Source organism: Nocardioides marmorisolisilvae (assembly GCF_031656915.1).
In the GTDB taxonomy this organism is placed as follows: Bacteria; Actinomycetota; Actinomycetes; order Propionibacteriales; family Nocardioidaceae; genus Marmoricola; species Marmoricola terrisoli.
Map to the genome: position 1 here is coordinate 1,922,396 of NZ_CP134227.1, position 16,999 is coordinate 1,939,394.

The following is a 16,999-nucleotide window of genomic DNA, read 5'->3' on the forward strand; positions in this document are numbered from 1 at the left end:
CGCCGCCATCATGCACCGGATCGGGGCAGCCGGGAACCCCAGTGGCGCGAGAACAGTGCTGCCGACCCCGACGCTCAAGACTGCAGGGCGGGGCGAGTCGGCTCAGAACTCCTCGAGATCGTCCCGGCTGATCGAGTCGAACACGGGGTCGGGAAGCGGCGGCGGCAGCTGCTTCTTGCGCAGCTGGGCCTCGGAGTGGGCGCCACAGCCGTGGTCCAGGGAGACCGCCCGGCCGTCATCGTTGGCGAACGCGTTCGCGCACACGCCGAACATGGTGGACATCGGGCCCGCAAGCCGGACCAGGAAGCCGCAGTTGCCGCACCGGCCGGGCGCCGACTGGGCGAGCGGCACGGCAGGGCCGGCGTCGCCGTCGTACCAGCGCTGGACGGCCTGGTCGCGCCCCTCCACCGAGAGCACCCGGCTGCGACCCAGTCCGACCTCGTCGATCAGCGCCCGGGCCTCCGCCTTGTCCAGCGGCGCCGCGCCCTCGTCCTCGGGATCGCCGGCGAAGTAGCCGGGCACGAGCCGCGGGTCGTCCTCGTCGGTGGGCAGGATGTCGCCCGCCGAGAGGTCGCCGGGCCTGATCCGCTCCCGCCACGGCACCCACGCCGGAGCGACGATCGCCTCGTCACCGGGAATCAGCACGATCTCGTCGACGGTCGGGAGGGCCTCGTCGACCTGAGCGACCGTGACGGTCCACTGCCAGCCGGGGTATCCCGCCTGGGTGCTCGCGAAGCGGTGGGTGGTGACGCCGTCCCCTTCCCGCTCGGCACCGAGGTAGTCGCCGACGACGTCGCTGCCCACCTGCTCGAGAAGGGCGGCGCGCGCGGCCACGCCCGGGTCGTGCGGGGCTTCGAGCTCGGTCTTCACGCCGCGATTGTCCCCCATGGGCGTGGGACCTGTCCTCCCAGGGTTGCCAGGTTGGCAGGATGGGCACCATGAGCGACCCGAGCACTCCCCTCCCACCGGGCGGGAGTGCCCGGTCCGGGGCTGCCAGGTTCCGTTCGGGCACCGGCCGGGGAGTGCGGGCCATCGGTCGCGGGGTACGTCGGGCCGGGTCGGCGACCGGACGGGGCGCGTCGTACACCTTCCGCCAGGCGCGCCGCGCCTCGCGTGCCGAAGGAGCCGGCGAGACCGGGCTCTACCGGCTGATCGAGATGCACGTCTTCAACACCGGCGGCGACGCCGCGGTCGCGGTCGCGCTCGCCGGCACGCTCTTCTTCGCACAGCCCGGTGAGGCTCGCGGCCACGTCGCACTGTTCCTGGGCCTGACGATGCTGCCGTTCGCCGTGGTGGCGCCGCTGCTCGGGCCGTTCCTGGACCGGTTCAGCTACGGCCGGCGCTGGGCCATCGGGGTGACCATGGCCGCGCGGGCGATCCTCTGCCTGACCATGACCGGCGCGGCGAGCCACAACTCGATCGCCCTCTATCCCGCCGCGCTCGGCTGCCTGGTCTCCTCCAAGGCGTACGGCGTGGCCCGGGCGGCATCGATCCCTCGGTTGCTGCCCGAGCGGCTGACCCTGGTGAAGGCCAACTCCCGGATCTCGCTGTCGGGCGTGATCGGTGGCGCGCTGGTCGGTGGACTGGCCGCCCTGGCCTCGACGCTCGGTGGCCCCGGGTGGGCGCTCCGGGTGGCGTTCGTGGCGTTCGCGATCGCCACCGTGCTCGCCGTACTGCTGCCACCGCAGGCTGACTCGGTCGCCGGCGAGACGCCGCAGCGGCTCCGCGACGCCCTGCGCTACAAGGTCCCGGGCCCGGTGGTCCGGGCGCTGCGGGCGAACGCCGGGCTGCGAATGCTGTCGGGCTTCTTGACCATGTTCATGGCGTTCCTGCTCCGCCAGCACCCTCTGCCGGGATGGGAGCACCACGCCAACATCTTGATGGCACTGGTCATCGGCGCGGCCGGCGTCGGCAACACCATCGGGATCGGCATCGGCAACGTCCTGCGCAACGCCGAGCCCCGCGTGGTGGTGCTGGTGGTGCTGCTCGCCGACACCGCCGCAGCGGTCGTGTGCGCGGTGCTCTACGGCCTGACCACCGCGGTCGCGCTCGGACTCACCGCTGGGATCTGCCAGGGACTGGGCAAGCTCGCCCTGGACGCCACCATCCAGCACGAGGTCCCCGAGCGCAGTCGGACCAGTGCCTTCGCCCGGTCCGAGACCCTGCTGCAGCTGAGCTGGGTGATCGGCGGGTTCATCGGGATCGCGATGCCGATGGTCCCCCGGATCGGCCTGGGCGTGCTAGCCGGCCTGATGCTCGGTTGGGCCTGCTTCGTGGTGGTGAGCGGGCGCGGACTTTCCCAGGTTCAGAACTGAAAGTCCTCCTTCACACAGGAGAGTCGGTGTGTGAAGGAGGAGCTTCCTGGGTGAAGTACGGCGGACCGGCGCGCTCGCCTCGACCGATGGGTTCTGAACCTGGGAAAAGTCAGCCCAGCCGAGCGGCCGCCGCCGCGATCCGCTCGTCGGTCGCGGTGAAGGCCACCCGGACGTGGTTCGCGCCGAGCGGGCCGTAGAAGACGCCGGGGGCGACGAGGATGCCGCGCTCGGCGAACCATGAGACCAGCGACCAGCAGTCGCGGTCGTCGCCGGACCGCGCCCACAGATAGAGCGAGCCGGCGGACTCGTCGATGACGAAACCGGCCCCCTCCAGCGCCGTACGCAGGGTCGTACGACGGGCGGCATAGCGGGCGTGCTGCTCGTCGACGTGCGTGTCGTCGTCCAGCGCGGCGATCATCGCGCGCTGCTGCGGGCCGGGCAGCTGCAGGCCGAGGTTCTTGCGGACCTCGAGCAGCTCGGCCACGACGGAGGGGTCACCGGCTACGAACGCGCAACGGTAGCCGGCCAGGTTGGAGCGCTTGGACAGTGAGTGGACGGCGAGGATCCCGTCGGTCGAGCCGTCGCAGACGTCCGGGTGCAGCACCGAGATCGGGCGATGCTCGGGGTCCCAGCCGAGCTCGATGTAGCACTCGTCGGAGACCAGCAGCACGCCGCGGTCGCGGCACCACGAAACGACCTTGCGCAGGTGCTCGACCGGCAGCACCTTGCCGGTCGGGTTGGACGGCGAGTTGATCCACAGCAGCGCGGGGCGCTCCGGCCCGATCGCGGTCAGCGAGTCGGTGGCCAGCACCCGCGCCCCGGCGAGCACCGCGCCCACCTCGTACGTCGGGTAGGCCAGCGCGGGCTGGACGACCAGATCGCCGGGACCGATCCCGAGATGGCTGGGCAACGAGGCGATCAGCTCCTTGGAGCCGATCACCGGCAGGACGGCGTCGAGGCCCAGGCCGGTCACGCCGAGCCGACGGGAGAGCCAGTCCAGGCAGGCCTGCCGGGTCTCGGGCAGGCCGATGGTCTGCGGGTATCCGGGTGAGTCCGCGGCAGCGGCCAGCGCGTGCCTGACCACCTCGGGCGTCGCGTCGACCGGGGTGCCGACCGACAGGTCGACGATCCCGTCGGGGTGGGCGCGCACTCGCTCGGCGTACTCGACCAGCCGATCCCAGGGGAACTCGGGCAGCCGGTCGGAGACCGCGGACCGGGAGGAGGTCACTCCTGGTTCTGCGGGGGGAGCTCCGCGATCATCGCGTGGTCGTGGTCGATCTCACCCAGCTTGGCGGCGCCGCCCGGCGAGCCCAGGTCGTCGAAGAAGTGCACGTTCGCGTCGTAGTACTCCTTCCACTCCGACGGGGTGTCGTCCTCGTAGAAGATCGCCTCGACCGGGCAGACCGGCTCGCACGCGCCGCAGTCGACGCACTCGTCAGGGTGGATGTAGAGCATCCGCTTGCCCTCGTAGATGCAGTCGACCGGACACTCATCGACACACGCACGGTCCTTGACATCGACACAGGGCTGGGCGATGACGTAGGTCACCAGGTCCTCCTCGGGGATGATGCGCCGGATCGGGCCGACCACACGGGCCAGCACCGCGGCAAGCCTAGTATCCCGATCGTGACGCCGGATGACGGACCCGCCAAAACGGGACAGCACGGGCTGGGCCCCCACGTCGTGGGCCAGCGTGTCGTCGTACGCCGGCTGCTGCCCGGCCAGCTCGGCCCCACCGGTGGTCCGGCGTTCACCGATGTGCTCGGGATCTGCGAGTCGTGGGCCGACGGCGTCGTCGTGGTCCGCCGCGAGGACGGCACCACGGTGCCGATCAGGATCGCCGAGATCGTCTCGGGCAAGCCGGTCCCGCCACGGCCATCGCGCTTCGCGCGGTGGTCGGCCGACGAGGTGGAGGCGCGCGCCGCGCACATCGTCCGGCCCATCGAGACGGTGCACCTCGGCGACTGGCTGCTGCGCTCGACCGGCGGCTCGACCCGTCGCGCGAACTCGTTGCTGCCCGTGGGCACACCGGACCGGCCGCTGCCCGAGGCACTCGCGGCGGTGGCACGCTTCTACGGCGAGCGCGACCGTCCCGCCTGGGCCCAGGTGGTCGCCGGCTCCGAGGTCGAGGCCAGCCTGCTCGAGCACGGCTGGCGACCCGACCCCGGGAGCGACACCCACGTCATGCTCGCCGGCACGGCCGGGCTGTCCCGACGGCTGCGCGGACACGATCGCGCCGGCGTCCGCCACCAGGGTGCGGTCGACCGGGACTGGCTGGTGGGCCGGCCGGAGGCGCTGTCCGACTACGACCGCGTGGCTGCGATGTTGGAGCTGCCCGATGCGACCTTCGCCAGCATCGAGCACGACGGCCGCCAGCTTGCGCGCGGCCGGGTCAACCTCGTCGAGGACTGGGCACTGCTGGCCGACCTCGTCGTGCAGCCTGATCATCGCCTCGAGGGGCTCGCGCACCGCATCACCGCGGCTCTGACGGACTGGGCGGGCGAGCGCGGCGCCACCGCGATGCTGCTGCAGGTGCACTCGGCGAACGAACCAGCACAGCGGCTGTACGACGGTCTCGGCTTCGAGCTGCACCACACCTACCGTTACCTGGCTCCGGCGCCCCTCGCGCAGATGTGATCGCGGAACCCCGACACCGACGAGGCGCGCACCAGCCGCGAGGACTCGGGGGTCGGGTTCACGTAGACCGACCCGGGCCGGATCTGCTCGAGGTCACGAGCGCGGAAGCTCACCTGGGCTGCCTCGGCGTCGACGCCGGACTGAACCGGAAGGGCGACGTAGGTGTGGGCGGGCCGGAGCCGGGCCGGCCGCTGCCGCGACCAGTCGGCTCCCGGATGGCCGAGGTCGAGTCGGACGGTGCCGTCCAGGTGACGGATCGCGTGCCACACCTGGTTGGCCCTCGCGGACCCGCCGGCGGTCGAGTCCCACACCGTCACGGCGTCGACGTGCCCGGTGCAGACTGCGACCATCACGACGGGGTCGCCCGAGGGTGCCATCGTGACACCCGCCGCACCGAGCGCGACGGGATCGCTGCTGCAGCCGACCAGACCGCCGACGACGGCAGCCAGCCCGGTGAGTGATACGACCGTCCTGTGTGCCCTGGGCACCATCACGTCCCTCGCCCCGACGCCCAGTTGTGGGCGAGCACCATCATGACACCATCGGAGCACCCTCAGGGCTGACTCGCGGGCCGTCCGCTACTGCACCAAGGTGTCGTCTCCGCTGCCGCCGTGCAGCCGGTCATGGCCGAGCCCGCCGGTCAGCAGGTCGGCGCCCGGCCCGCCGTACAGCCGATCGGCTCCGGGACCGCCACGGAGGTGGTCGCGGCCCGCGCCGCCGTACAACCGATCGGCTCCGGCTCCGCCGTGGAGGGCATCGCGTCCACGCCCCCCGCAGACCAGGTCGTCGCCGGCACGTCCGCGCACGACGTCGCTGCCTGCGCGCGCGGCGATCACGTCCCGGCCGTTGGTGCCGACCAGCCTGTCGTCGCCCGAGGTGCCGACGATCGTGGCGGGCCAGCCGTGGCACATCGCTGCCCGCAGTGGCGTCAGCGCATTGCCCCGGCCAACGCTGGCGCAGTTGTCCGTCGGTGGCGCCCCGGCGAAGAGCTGCTCGAGATAGGCCTCCCCGAGCACGAAGAACCGCTCACCGGCCTCGGTGTGCTTGGCACCCTGAACCACCTGGAAGTCCACCGGCACGCCCTGCCGGCAGTACTCGTGAGCGAGCGCTTCGACGTCCTTGTGGACCATCACGCCGTCGCCGGTGCCGTCAGCGTCGCCGACGAGAAGCATCATCGGCATCGGCGGGTGGCCCGGGGTGCTGCCCATCTGCAGCCGATTGATGATCCGAGCCACGGCGGGAATGCCGAGGAAGTTCTGATAGCGCGGCTTCAGCAGCCTCTGGATCGTCAGCCCGGGATACGCGCCATTGAACGAGCCGATGCACTCGTCGCTCACCTTGTTGGCCAGCGTGCGGCCGTACGCCGACTCATAGTGGCTCATCGGTACGCCGAAGGCTCGGCTCAGCGAGACCAGGACTGCAGGGATCACGCCCGACCAGTCTGCGCTGCCGTTCACGTAGGGCAGGTTGTGCGCCAGATCGACGGGGATGCCGCCGATCGCAGTGCCGATGATGTTCAGCTCCGGCGCATAGCGGGGAGCCAGCTCACTGGCCCACTCCCCCGCGATCGATCCGCCGGAATAGCCGAACAGTCCCACCTTGGTCGACGGGGCCGAGCCGAGGTAGGACTCGGTGGCGCGGATGGAGTCCAGGGTGCTCCACCCGGACTCCTGGCCGGCCACCCAGTGCAGGCCCTCGCCCTCGAAGTCCGGGACCGTGACCGCGTAGCCCTGCCCCATCAGTGAGGCCACCAGCGCCTCCTCGGCATCGGCCTCCTCGGCGTTGGCAGAGCTGCCGGGGTCGCCCCCGCGCAGTGTGTAGCTCGGGTCGCACTCGTCCCCGAGCGCATCGTAGAAGCTCAGGTAGCCCACGACCCCGCGTGCGGCGCCGGCCGGGGCGAGCACGGTGGTCACCGTCACCGCCGGGCGCCCACGCTCGTCCTGAGTGCGATAGAGCAACTGCTCGGCCGGCACGGGGGTGGCAACCTTGCCCGCGACGCTGAGCGTGATCGCACGCTTCTTGAGCACGGTGCCGCGCGACACCTGCGACAGCGGCGTCGCGCCGGTGTAGGCATAGAACGGGTCGTTGTGCGGACGCGGGATGGTCGTCGCTGCCTGCAGCAGGTCCTCAGCGTCGGCCCGTGCGCCCCGGTCGGCGCTCACCGCCGGACCGATCGAGCAGGCGAGTACGACGAGCAGCACGCAGGCCGTGAAGGCGAGCAGACGTCGTAGCGGATCCCGGCCCTGCGCTGATGTACTCATCGCCTGGCTCAACGACCTCGATCCGGCGAGGGTCACGCTGCGCGGCGCTCGGGCCGGATGCGGCTCAGCCCGACGATGCGGTCGAGGTGGACGGCGGCCTCGGCACGCAGCGGATGGTGCTCACCGGTGCGTACGTGCTCACGTACTTCTCCGGGGCGAGCCGGTTGTCGCGCTCGACGACCACTCGACGGTGCACGGTGACGATGAACCCGGGCACGCCCCTGCGCGGGACGCACGAGCGCTTGTGCGACTCCACCACCGACGGCGCGGACACCTGTCGGCGAGCGCCCACGCCGAGCGTGACTCGCCGTACCGGGGTGGACCAGATGCTCACGGTCACCCGGTCAGCACCGTGCTGCCGGGCGTCGACCAGGAGCGCACCCCGTCCCGGCTGCGGCGCGACGGTCACGTCGGTCGCCTGCATGCCCACTGGCAGCGAGTCGTCGAAGGCGCTGCTCGCGGTCCAGGACGGGATCGCGACTCCGGCCCGGAGCGCGGCAGCGAAGAGCGCCGTCCCGAGGGGTCGGCTGCTCGTGCCGAGGCGGTCGGCCAGGTGCAGCGAGTCGCCGGGACGGATCAGCACGTTCTCCAGCCGTGGCAGCAGGGCGGTGCCGCCGGTGACGGTGAAGCTGCCGACCCGCTGGCGGATCCCGAGGGCACGCACGTCCGCGGTCGTCCGGCGCGGCGCGGTGATGGCGGCGTGCAGCCGCACAACCCGGTCGTCCCCGGACCTCAGCGCCTTCGAGAACAGGCTGGCCAGCTCGTCGATGTCGTAGCTGGCGCCGTAGACCGCGGGGGTCACGTGTGGTCGCCCGTCACGGATCTCCACCGATGCGTCCCGGGGCCTGGGTCCCAGAGTCCGCATCACCGGACGCAGGTCCTGGACCAGCTCGCTGCCGTTGACCAGCGGGACCAGTCGGCCGCGCTGCGGGATCATGCTGATCGCGTCGCCGAAGAGCCGAGGCGATGCCATCACCGCGTGGCCACCGATGACCAGACGCACCGGGGCCGCCATCGCGGGTCGGGCGAACTGCGTCATCGCCCGGCGCACCTCCGCACGAGAGATGTAGGGGTGGCGCACCGCGATCGGCAGCTCGGCACGGTGGTGGTCGAAGGCCAGTCGTTGGACGATCGCCTGTGCCTTGGCGTGGTTCACCGCGAGGCCGGTGCGTCCGAAGACCGGTCGCGCGGTGCCGTCGTGGAACTCGACGGTTCCCTCGATCGCCGTCCGGCCGATCTGGCGGGTGAGGCCGTCGAGCGCGTTCGCGAAGCGCTGAGGGTCGATGTCGAAGCGTGCGGTCAGGTCCCGGCCGCCGGTGTAGAAGTCCCACAGGTCCTTGGGTGACCAACGGTCGGCGCCCGCGCCTGCGGCTGCCACCGTCCCTGCCCAGTCGGCGGCCACGCCGGCCCTCGCCGGCACGAGAGGCAGCGTGCGGTCGCCGTGCACGAAGGTGATCGGCGTCTCCAGAGCCGGGTCGAGCCTGCCGGCCAGCCGATGCACGGCAGCGTCCGCGGTCAGGCCACCGACGGGCACCCCCTCGACGGTGGTGCCCAGTGGCACCCGGTCGACCGCGTGCCGGTGCAGTGCGACGTACGCCGCGGCGGCGAGCAGCACCAGCAGCCCCAGCACCAGCCAGACGCGCCGCCGGGCGGACCTCTCACGACCGGGGTCCTCGGGAACGACCTCGTCGAAGAAGCTCACCGGCGCTACTGACCGGCGAGGCCGGCGAAGAGATCCGTCTCGAGACCGTCGTCGTTCAGCGGCCCCTGCTTGCCCTTGGCGATCCTGAAGAACTCACTGCCCCAGACCTGGCTGCCGATGTTGTTGGACAGCGCGAAGAACGGGCCGTCGACCGCGATCTGGGTGGCATGCGCCCGCATCGCCGCGAGCTTGCGGTCGACGTAGTCGCCGGCGTCGACCACCGCCGCGAGGTCAGCGTCGTCGGCGATGAACGGCGGCAGCGGACCGTCGGGGTCCATCCCCTCGAACGTCGTCGTGTCGCCGGCCTCGCGGAGCCGACGCAGCCCCTCGCGCATCCGGCTCGCGGACATCGCGCCCCAGTAGACCTTGGCGATCTCGTGGGGCTCCCCCAGGTCGCGCCGGTACGACGGCACCGCGGCCAGCGCGGCGGCGTACGTCGCCACGCGGTGCGCCTGGATGTGATCGGGGTGCCCGTAGCCGCCGAACTGGTCGTAGGTGACCAGCACCTGCGGACGCACCTCGCGGATCACCGCAACCAGGTCGTCCGCGGCCTCGGTCAGGTCGGCGTTCCAGAACGCGTTGTCGTGGATGTCGTCCGCCGGGACCGCGTGGCCGTCCTCATGCCACTTCATGCCGGAGTCGCGGTACTTCCCGAAGCCACCGAGGTAGCGGTGGTCGATGCTCTGCCCTTCCCCAGGGGCGAGCTCCTTCATCGCGTTGGTGAGCTCGATCCGACGCTGGTCGGCAAGCGTGTCGTCACGGTCCGCGGCCATGTGCGCCATCTCGGGCACCAGGATCTCGCCCATCTCGCCACCGGTGCAGGTGACCAGGGTGACCCCGACTCCCTCGGCGGCGTACCTGGCCATCGTCGCCCCCTGACCGATGCTCTCGTCGTCGGGGTGGGCGTGCACGAGCAGCAGACGCTTGTCCATGCGGCCGATCCTAGGAGATGGTGCCGTGGGTGGCCGTCACCGCCGTGGGCGGCCCACGTACCGTGACGAGGTGAGTTCGTCGAGCACGGTGCCCGTCCAGCTGCACCGCACCGAGGAGAACACCGACGAGGTCGAGCGGCTGACCGACAGGTTCGGCGGAGCGACCGGTCTCGCGTCGGTGCTGGCGTCGATGAACCGTCAGGCCAGGCGTGCCAAGGTGCCCGGGTCGCGCGTCGACTCCGGCTTCGCCTGGAACGACTCCGACCAGGCCAGCAAGCGTTGGTGGCCGCAGGGGATCAGCAGCTCGGCGGACGCCGGCACCGACGAGGACGACCGGGTGGCGGGACGCCGTCTACTGGTCACCAGCTGGTGCTCGCGGCAGCTGGCCGGCGAGAGCCACGGCAGCAGAGTCACCTTCGTCGACGTCGACACCCTCGAGTACCGACACGTGCTGCTGGTGACCCCCGAGGAGAGCTTCGGCGAGATCCGGATGAAGGCGGTGACCGTGCACGCCGGCGGCCTGGTCTGGTACGGCCCCTACCTGCACGTCGCCGGAACCCGTCGGGGCCTGCTCAGCTGCCGTCTCGACGACATCGTCGAGGTGCCGCCGGGTCCGGAGTCGTTCGGGCACCGCTTCGTGCTGCCGGTCCGATTCGGCTACCGCGCCACCGCCGACGACGGTGTCGAGAAGCTGCGCTACAGCTTCGTCTCCCTCGACCGCGGCAACGCGCCGCCCGAGATGGTCGCCGGTGAGTACGGCGTCGCCGACCAGACCCGTCGACTGGCCCGGTTCGCGCTGGACCCCCGGACACACGACCTGGTCGCGGGCGCGGACGGGGCGGCGGTGCCGCTCTCCCTGGACGAGGGCGCTCCGACGAACCTCCAGGGGGCGGCGATCATCGACGGGACCTACTACCTGACCAGCAGCCGGGGACGAAGGCGGCTGGGGCGGCTGCACGTGGGAAAGCCCGGCGCACTGAAGACGATCGCCCGGGCGCTGCCGCCGGGACCCGAGGACCTCACCTACTGGCCGTCGACCGACATGCTCTGGTCGCTCAGCGAGCACCCTGGCAGGAGATTCGTGTTCTGCATGGCGCGGCAGTCACTCGCCTGAGCCGGCGCTCTCCAGGGGCCGAGGGGCGAGGGCGAGCTGGCGGGACTGGGCCACCAGCCGGTCGGCGCTGTCCCACACCTCGCAGTCCTCCTCGAAGAAGCCCCCGGCGAAGTTCCTGGTCTCATGCCGGATCCGCAGCAGCCCCGGGGCCGGCGTACAGCGCACGTGCGCGGTCAGCTCCAGGGTGGGCGCCCATCCGGGCATGCCCATCTCGAAGGTGGTCGGCGGCAGTGTGTCGACCACGGTGAGCAGCGCCACCGGGTCGATCGGTCGACCGTCGACGAGCGCGAACCAGCCTTGCAAGAAGTTGTTCCCGCTCGGCTCACCGGCCGTCCACGCCCCGCAGGCGGGATCGAGCCGCATCGCGAACCGGTCGAGCATCGGCACGAACCGCTTCATCTCCGGCGAGGCATCCGAGGTCAGCAGGCACTCCTCGACCGGCGGCAGGACGGGGGGCTTGGCGATGGTGCGGACGTCGCCGCTCATTCGCGCGAGGTCGCCGTACGTCGCCAGGGTGCTGATTCGCTCGACCTCGGCACCGTCCTGCACCTGGCTCAGGGTCGCGGTGACCGTGGAGGACCCGCGTCCGCCGCGGAGCACTCGCACCCGGACGATGCCCGGCCCCGGACGTGACGGCGAGAGGTAGTAGGCACTGATCGTGTACGGGTCGGGGTGTCCCGCGCGGTCCAGTTCGGCACGGATCCCGTTGCCGATCACCGCCAGCAGATAGCCGCCGTTCAGGCCCCCGCCGACGATCCAGCCCGCGTCGAGGTCGACGTCATACTCGCCCTCCGCGCGACGCTGCACAGCGATCGCCCGGTCGTACTCGTATGCCATGGGACAGCAGCCTATGCGTAGCCGGCAGCCGTCCCCCATGTGGTGCTGCGCGAGGTGTGATCGCTGACGACCGGGCAGTGCGTCCCGGTGAAATTGGTCGGCATGCACTGGTTGCAGTGGATGCACAGCGAGGGCGTACTGCGCTCACGGCTGATCCGGTTCACCAGGTCGGGCTCGCGCAGCAGCGCCCGTGCCATCGCGACGAATGCGAACCCCTCCCGCATCGCGGTCTCCATCCCAGCCGCGTCGACCACGCCCCCGAGCAGGATCATCGGCAGGCTCACCTCCGCGCGCACCTTCCGGGACATCTCCAAGAGGTAGAGGTCGTGGTAGGGGTACTCGCGGATGAAGCGCTTGCCCATCAGGCGTACGCCGGTGCGGATCGGCTGCGGCATCACCGCGGCGAACTCACGCACGGGAGCGTCGCCGCGGAAGAGGAACATCGGGTTGAGCAGGGATGAGCCGGCCGTCATCTCCAGTGCATCGAGGGTGCCGTCCTGCTCCAGCCAGCACGCGGTCCGGATGGACTCCTCGAGGGTGATCCCACCGCGGACGCCGTCGGTCATGTTGAGCTTGGCGATGATCGCGACCCGGTCGCCCACCTCGTCGCGGACGGCGCGCATGATCCCGCGGGCCACCTTCGCGCGGTTCGCCAGCGAGCCGCCGTACCCGTCCTTGCGGTGGTTGACCTTCGGGCTGAGGAACGCGCTGGCCAGGTAGCTGTGGCCCAGGTGGATCTCGACGGCGTCGAACCCGACCTCGACGGCACGTCGGGCGGCGTCGGCATGCGCCGCGACGATCCGCTCGAGGTCGGCACTGCTGGCGGGCCGAGTGATCCCGGCGCCCTGGTTGGGAAACGCCCAGCCGGGCCCGATGGCGGGCAGGCCGGTGCCCTTCGGGTCCGCGACCGGACCGGCGTGCCCGATCTGCGCCGACACCGCCGCGCCCTCGGCATGCACCGCCTCGGTCAGCGCACGCAGCCCCGGCATCGCTTCGTCGCGCCAGTGCACCTGGTGACCGGACGTGCGCCCCTCCGGCGAGACGGCGAGATAGGCCACGGTGGTCATCCCCACACCGCCGGCGGCGTACCTGCGGTGGAAGTCGACGAGGTCGGTGGTCACCAGTCCGTCGTGGCTGAGCCCTTCGAACGTCGCGGCCTTGATCACCCGGTTGCGTAGCCGGACCGGCCCGAGGACGGCGGGAGCGAGCGGATCTGGAACCTGTTCCATTTTCCGAAGTGTAGTGAGCGCCCCGGCGGGTATGTCCGTGCACATGGACATCACCGACGTGATCCTGCACCAGCACGCCGAGCAGCGCCGCATGTTCGCGATGCTCGACGAGGTCCCCGCCGACGACACCGAGACGCTGGCTGCGCTGTGGCGGCGGCTCGAGATCCTCCTGGAGACCCATGCGGAGGCCGAGGAGCGCTACTTCTATCCGCATCTGCTGGCGATCGGCCGCGGTGCGGCAGACGCCGACGACGCCGAGGACGAGGTCGAGGACGCGATCAAGGACCACAACGAGATCCGCGACGCGATCCGCAAGGTCCGCGACCACGACGCCGGCAGCAAGGGCTGGTGGGACGCGGTGATCGAGTCCCGGATCGCCAACAGCGACCACATGGCCGAGGAGGAGCGGCAGGACCTCGCCGACTTCCGACGGCACACCGACCTGAGGGTGCGACACGAGATCGCGGTGCAGTTCCTGCGCTACGAGTCGCTCAAGGCCGCCACCGGCGTGCCCCCGGAGGACAAGGATCCCGACCAGTACATCGAGGAGAACAGCTGACCGGCCCCTCAGGGCTCCAGCGCGGCGAGCACGTCGGCTGCCGGACCTGAGGTGGCGTGCCGGTGTCCGGTGCCGGCCCACAGGTGCAGGACATCGGGATCACCGGTGGCCGCCGCACGAGACCGGATCGGCCGGGTCAGGTGATGCACTGCCGGATAGCCGACCGGCGCCTCGTGGTCGTGCCGGTCGATGAACCCGTTGCGCAGGGCCCGTGCCGGCCGGCCGGTGAACGCCCGGGTCACCACCGTCTCGTCGTACGCCGGGTCCTGCAGCGCACTTCGGTGCGTCGCGCCGGTGCCGGCCTCGTCGGTCAACAGCAGAGCCGTCCCGACCTGGACGGCCAGGGCGCCGGCCCCGAGGACCGTGCGGACGTCGTGCGCCGTACCCACACCGCCGGCGGCGACGAGCGGAAGGCTGGTCACGGCACGCACCGACCGGACCAGATCGGGCAGGGCTAGGTCGCTGGGCGCAGCGGACTGATCGAAGCTGCCGCGGTGGCCGCCGGCCGCGGCTGACTGCACCACGAGCAGCTCGACGCCCTGTGCGTCGGCGGCCCGCGCCTCGTCGGCATCGGTGACCGTCACCGCGACCTGGGTGCCCGCCTCCTGCAGTCGATCGACCAGGCCCGTCCCCGGGAGGCCGAAGGTGAAGCTGACCCAGGGAACCGGCTCGGAGAGCAGCAGCTCGACCTTGTCCCTCCACCCGTCGTCGTCTGTCCACGGCGGCTCCGGCAGCTCGACGCCCAGCCGCTGCGCCTCAGGGCTCAGTCGCTCGCGGTAGTCGAGCACCGGGCGTCGGTCGAAGCCCCCCGGGTCCGGCACGAAGAGGTTGACCCCGAACGACTCCGTTCGGGCGCGCACCGTCTCGATGTCGACGACCAGCTGGTCAGGGGACCGGTAGCCGGCGGCCAGGAACCCGAAGGCGCCGGCGGCGGACGCAGCGACGACGAGGTCCGGCGTGCTGGGTCCGCCGGCCATCGGCGCCGCCACCAGGGGGCTGTCCGAGAGCTGCATGGGAGACACGGTGCCACGCGGCCCCCAGGGATGCCCGCCGGATCGGCGGTCATCTGCTCTCGAGTGCCTCGGTGAGGAGGGCGACCAACGCCTCGAGCTGGACGTCGAAGGAGGACGAGATCTCCTCGTCGGAGCCGTCGAGCGCACGCGCGGCCAGGCCGGCCTTGCTGTCGATCAGGTCGGCGATCTTGGTGTCGATCGTCTGTGCGGCGATGATCCGCCAGGCGGTCACCGGCTCGGACTGGCCGATCCGGTGCACGCGGTCGATCGCCTGGGTCTGCTCGGCATCGGTCCACGACAGCTCGGCGAGCACCACGTTGGAGGCGACCTGGAGGTTGATGCCCACGCCGGCAGCGGTCAGCGAGCAGACGACGATGGCGACGTCCGGGTCGTCGGTGAAGGCGTCGACGTTGCGCTGCCGTACGGCGGTGGTCTGATTGCCCCGGATCGAGGCGTAGCGGATCCCGCGCTGGGCGAAGGTCTCCTCGGCGAGGTCCATCACGTCGATGTGCTTGGCGAAGAACACCAGCTTGCCGACGTTGCGGGCCAGCTGCGCGGCGTAGTCCGCGGCCAGCTCGGCCTTCGCCTGGCCGATCCGACGCACCATGCTGAAGACGTTCTCACCACCGGAGGAGTCGCTGGTGTCGTCCAGCTCCCAGGTGGCGACCTGGCGAACCAGGTCGTGGTCGATGCCGTCGACCCTCGCGCCCGCGGACCGGGTCGCGATCGCGGTGTCGTAGCGCGCCACCAAGCGGCGCGCGAGCTCGCGCTCGGCCTCCCGGATCGAGCGGCCGACCTGGTCGTCGAGCTCGACCGGCACGTCGGCGATCCGCCGCGCGGGGATGTCCGCGGCGACGTCGACCTTGCGCCGGCGCACGATGCCGAGGTCGATCACACTGGTCCGGGCCGCGGCGTAGAAGCCGGGGTCGAGCGGGGTCAGCCCGTTGTCCTCCAGCGCGTCCATCAGCTCGGCGCGCGGCGCCTTGTCGTTGATCCAGCCCAAGAACTGCCAGATCGCTCGGAAGTCCTCGATGTCGTTGATCAGCGGGGTGCCGGTGAGCGCCATCAGCAGTGGTCGGGCGGTGCGATGCTGGATCCGCTCGGACAGCTGGAGCACGTGCTGGGAGCGCTTGGAGGTCTTGTTCTTGATGAAGTGCGCCTCGTCGACGACCATGCCGCGGAAGCCGAGGTCACCGAGCCAGCCGACGTGCCGGTCCAGCACCTCGTAGTTGACGATGATGATGTCGGCGAACCCGTCGATGTCCTCGCCGTCACCGTGGATGACCGTCGCGGTGCGCTTGGGCGTCCACAGCTCGGCCTCATGCGCCCAGTTGGTCTTGACCACGTTGGGTGCGACCACCAGCAGCGGGTAGGCGTCGGCTGCCCGGGCTGCGAGGAGCGCCTGGGCGGTCTTTCCCAGACCGGGCTCGTCGGCGAGCAGGAAGGTCCGGTGGCCCTCCGCTGCGGCCGCGACGACCTGGGCCTGGTGACGCATCAGCTCCCGACCGCCAGGCGTCTGCAGGGACTCGGGCTCCGGCAGGGGCATGCAGGAGGAGGCGCCGCCGTACTCGAAGGCACGGAAGAGCGGGCCGAGCAGCTCCCAGGTGGCCAGCATCCGCGGACCTGTTCGAGGCTTGCGAGCGGCGCTGAAGTCCGGCACCAGGAAGGGGTTCGCGAGCTGACGCGAGATCACCGACTGCGGCACCACCTTGCGCTCGGTGCTGGTCGGCTGCGCCTCCTGGACGACGACCTCCTCCGGGGGCGGATCGATGCCGGCGGCGGTGAGCATCTCGCGCTTGAGTGACCGCGCGGAGTCGGAGACCACGGCGTCCTCGGCGAGCAGCGCGAGCAGGGACGTGTCCCGGGCGGCGGTCTTGGCGAGGATCGTGGCGATGCCGTCGAGGCGCTTGAGCTCGGCCGTCCGGTGGGCCTCCGAGAGGCCGGGGTCGGCCTTCACCCGGTCGCGCTCCTCACGCACGAGAAGCGCGATCACCTGGTAGCGGGTGCGCGTGGAGCGCTCGACACGGCCACGCTCGACCGCCGCCTCGACCTCGCGCACGGCGCGGGCGAGCACAGGGATGATCCCCACGTCGTCCGCGTTGCGTGTGCGCCGTCGGTTCGAGGTGGCGGTGCGGGTTGCACCCCCGTGCTGCTGCTGGCCTCGTCTGGCCAATGTGTCCTCCTACGGACTTGTCCGGCGGTACGCCGTCACGGCTGTGCGAGCACCGAAGCCGCCCGACGGCCGGAACGTCGACGATGCGACTGACATCGCCGCCCCACTGGCCCGCACGAACGTGCGAGAGCCGGACGCCATCGCACTCGCACCGTGCCCGAACGAGTCGGATCCGCCGGTGAGGGCGGTCGGTGCTGAGTTCATCATAACGCCCGACCGGGGGCTCG

At 71.3% G+C, this 16,999-nt stretch carries 15 protein-coding genes; 4 read left to right on the forward strand and 11 right to left on the reverse strand.

Going from position 1 to position 16,999, the window contains the following annotated elements; genetic code table 11:
• Window positions 1–102 precede the first annotated feature (102 nt).
• The gene (locus Q9R13_RS09170) at window positions 103–870 is read right to left on the reverse strand and encodes a DUF3027 domain-containing protein (protein ID WP_310964802.1); all 768 of its coding nucleotides are present in this window, start codon (window positions 868–870) and stop codon (window positions 103–105) included.
• A gap of 68 nt (window positions 871–938) precedes the next feature.
• Here Q9R13_RS09170 and Q9R13_RS09175 point away from each other — a divergent pair, with 68 nt between their 5' ends.
• The gene (locus Q9R13_RS09175; RefSeq protein WP_310964803.1) at window positions 939–2,315 is read left to right on the forward strand and encodes an MFS transporter; all 1,377 of its coding nucleotides are present in this window, start codon (window positions 939–941) and stop codon (window positions 2,313–2,315) included.
• 109 nt (window positions 2,316–2,424) lie between these two features.
• On the opposite strand, the gene dapC is transcribed toward Q9R13_RS09175, so the two are convergent.
• Window positions 2,425–3,543: a succinyldiaminopimelate transaminase gene (gene dapC, locus Q9R13_RS09180; protein ID WP_310964804.1), complete on the reverse strand. Its 1,119-nt coding sequence runs from the start codon at window positions 3,541–3,543 to the stop codon at window positions 2,425–2,427.
• Entirely contained in the window at window positions 3,540–3,863 is a 324-nt protein-coding gene (gene fdxA, locus Q9R13_RS09185; RefSeq protein ID WP_310965066.1) for a ferredoxin, read from the reverse strand. The genes dapC and fdxA overlap by 4 nt, the downstream gene beginning before the upstream one ends.
• A gap of 78 nt (window positions 3,864–3,941) precedes the next feature.
• Between fdxA and Q9R13_RS09190 the strand changes: the two genes are divergently transcribed.
• Window positions 3,942–4,952, forward strand: a complete 1,011-nt coding sequence (locus Q9R13_RS09190; RefSeq protein ID WP_310964805.1) for a GNAT family N-acetyltransferase — start codon at window positions 3,942–3,944, stop codon at window positions 4,950–4,952.
• Here Q9R13_RS09190 and Q9R13_RS09195 read toward each other — a convergent pair.
• The 4 genes from Q9R13_RS09195 to mshB all read right to left on the reverse strand — a co-directional run bounded on the left by Q9R13_RS09195 (window position 4,919) and on the right by mshB (window position 9,847).
• Window positions 4,919–5,440, reverse strand: a complete 522-nt coding sequence (locus Q9R13_RS09195) for a hypothetical protein (RefSeq protein WP_310964807.1) — start codon at window positions 5,438–5,440, stop codon at window positions 4,919–4,921. The genes Q9R13_RS09190 and Q9R13_RS09195 overlap by 34 nt on opposite strands.
• Window positions 5,441–5,530: 90 nt before the next feature.
• Window positions 5,531–7,213 carry a lipase family protein gene (locus Q9R13_RS09200; protein WP_310964808.1) on the reverse strand — a complete coding sequence of 561 codons (1,683 nt, stop codon included), beginning with the start codon at window positions 7,211–7,213 and terminating at the stop codon, window positions 5,531–5,533.
• A gap of 64 nt (window positions 7,214–7,277) precedes the next feature.
• A complete protein-coding gene (locus Q9R13_RS09205; RefSeq protein ID WP_310964809.1) occupies window positions 7,278–8,915 on the reverse strand; it encodes a peptidoglycan binding domain-containing protein in 1,638 nt (545 codons plus the stop codon).
• Window positions 8,916–8,920: 5 nt separating this feature from the next.
• Window positions 8,921–9,847 (reverse strand): N-acetyl-1-D-myo-inositol-2-amino-2-deoxy-alpha-D-glucopyranoside deacetylase, encoded by a 927-nt coding sequence (gene mshB / locus Q9R13_RS09210; protein ID WP_310964810.1) that lies wholly within the window; start codon window positions 9,845–9,847, stop codon window positions 8,921–8,923.
• A gap of 70 nt (window positions 9,848–9,917) precedes the next feature.
• Between mshB and Q9R13_RS09215 the strand changes: the two genes are divergently transcribed.
• Window positions 9,918–10,961, forward strand: coding sequence for a hypothetical protein (locus Q9R13_RS09215; RefSeq protein WP_310964811.1), 1,044 nt, complete (start codon window positions 9,918–9,920; stop codon window positions 10,959–10,961).
• Here Q9R13_RS09215 and Q9R13_RS09220 read toward each other — a convergent pair.
• Together Q9R13_RS09220 and Q9R13_RS09225 are read right to left on the reverse strand one after the other, a co-directional pair.
• Window positions 10,950–11,798, reverse strand: a complete 849-nt coding sequence (locus Q9R13_RS09220; protein ID WP_310964812.1) for a thioesterase family protein — start codon at window positions 11,796–11,798, stop codon at window positions 10,950–10,952. The two genes, Q9R13_RS09215 and Q9R13_RS09220, sit on opposite strands and share 12 nt — an antisense overlap.
• An 11-nt stretch (window positions 11,799–11,809) precedes the next feature.
• A complete protein-coding gene (locus Q9R13_RS09225) occupies window positions 11,810–13,027 on the reverse strand; it encodes an NADH:flavin oxidoreductase (RefSeq protein ID WP_310964813.1) in 1,218 nt (405 codons plus the stop codon).
• A gap of 43 nt (window positions 13,028–13,070) precedes the next feature.
• On the opposite strand from Q9R13_RS09225, the gene Q9R13_RS09230 reads away from it, so the two are divergent.
• Window positions 13,071–13,586: a hemerythrin domain-containing protein gene (locus Q9R13_RS09230; protein ID WP_310964814.1), complete on the forward strand. Its 516-nt coding sequence runs from the start codon at window positions 13,071–13,073 to the stop codon at window positions 13,584–13,586.
• 8 nt (window positions 13,587–13,594) lie between these two features.
• Here the strand turns inward: Q9R13_RS09230 and Q9R13_RS09235 are convergent, their stop codons facing one another.
• Window positions 13,595–14,599 (reverse strand): nitronate monooxygenase, encoded by a 1,005-nt coding sequence (locus tag Q9R13_RS09235; protein ID WP_310964816.1) that lies wholly within the window; start codon window positions 14,597–14,599, stop codon window positions 13,595–13,597.
• 49 nt (window positions 14,600–14,648) lie between these two features.
• A complete protein-coding gene (locus tag Q9R13_RS09240) occupies window positions 14,649–16,688 on the reverse strand; it encodes a DEAD/DEAH box helicase (RefSeq protein ID WP_310964817.1) in 2,040 nt (679 codons plus the stop codon).
• Between the last annotated feature and the right edge of the window lie 311 nt (window positions 16,689–16,999).

Coding starts and splice junctions, on each gene's coding strand:
- Q9R13_RS09175 (WP_310964803.1), top strand. CDS start 939: ATGAGCGACCCGAGCACTCCCCTCCCACCGGGCGGGAGTGCCCGGTCC.
- Q9R13_RS09200 (WP_310964808.1), bottom strand. CDS start 7,213: ATGAGTACATCAGCGCAGGGCCGGGATCCGCTACGACGTCTGCTCGCC.
- mshB (WP_310964810.1), bottom strand. CDS start 9,847: ATGGACAAGCGTCTGCTGCTCGTGCACGCCCACCCCGACGACGAGAGC.
- Q9R13_RS09220 (WP_310964812.1), bottom strand. CDS start 11,798: ATGGCATACGAGTACGACCGGGCGATCGCTGTGCAGCGTCGCGCGGAG.
- Q9R13_RS09225 (WP_310964813.1), bottom strand. CDS start 13,027: ATGGAACAGGTTCCAGATCCGCTCGCTCCCGCCGTCCTCGGGCCGGTC.
- Q9R13_RS09230 (WP_310964814.1), top strand. CDS start 13,071: ATGGACATCACCGACGTGATCCTGCACCAGCACGCCGAGCAGCGCCGC.
- Q9R13_RS09235 (WP_310964816.1), bottom strand. CDS start 14,599: ATGCAGCTCTCGGACAGCCCCCTGGTGGCGGCGCCGATGGCCGGCGGA.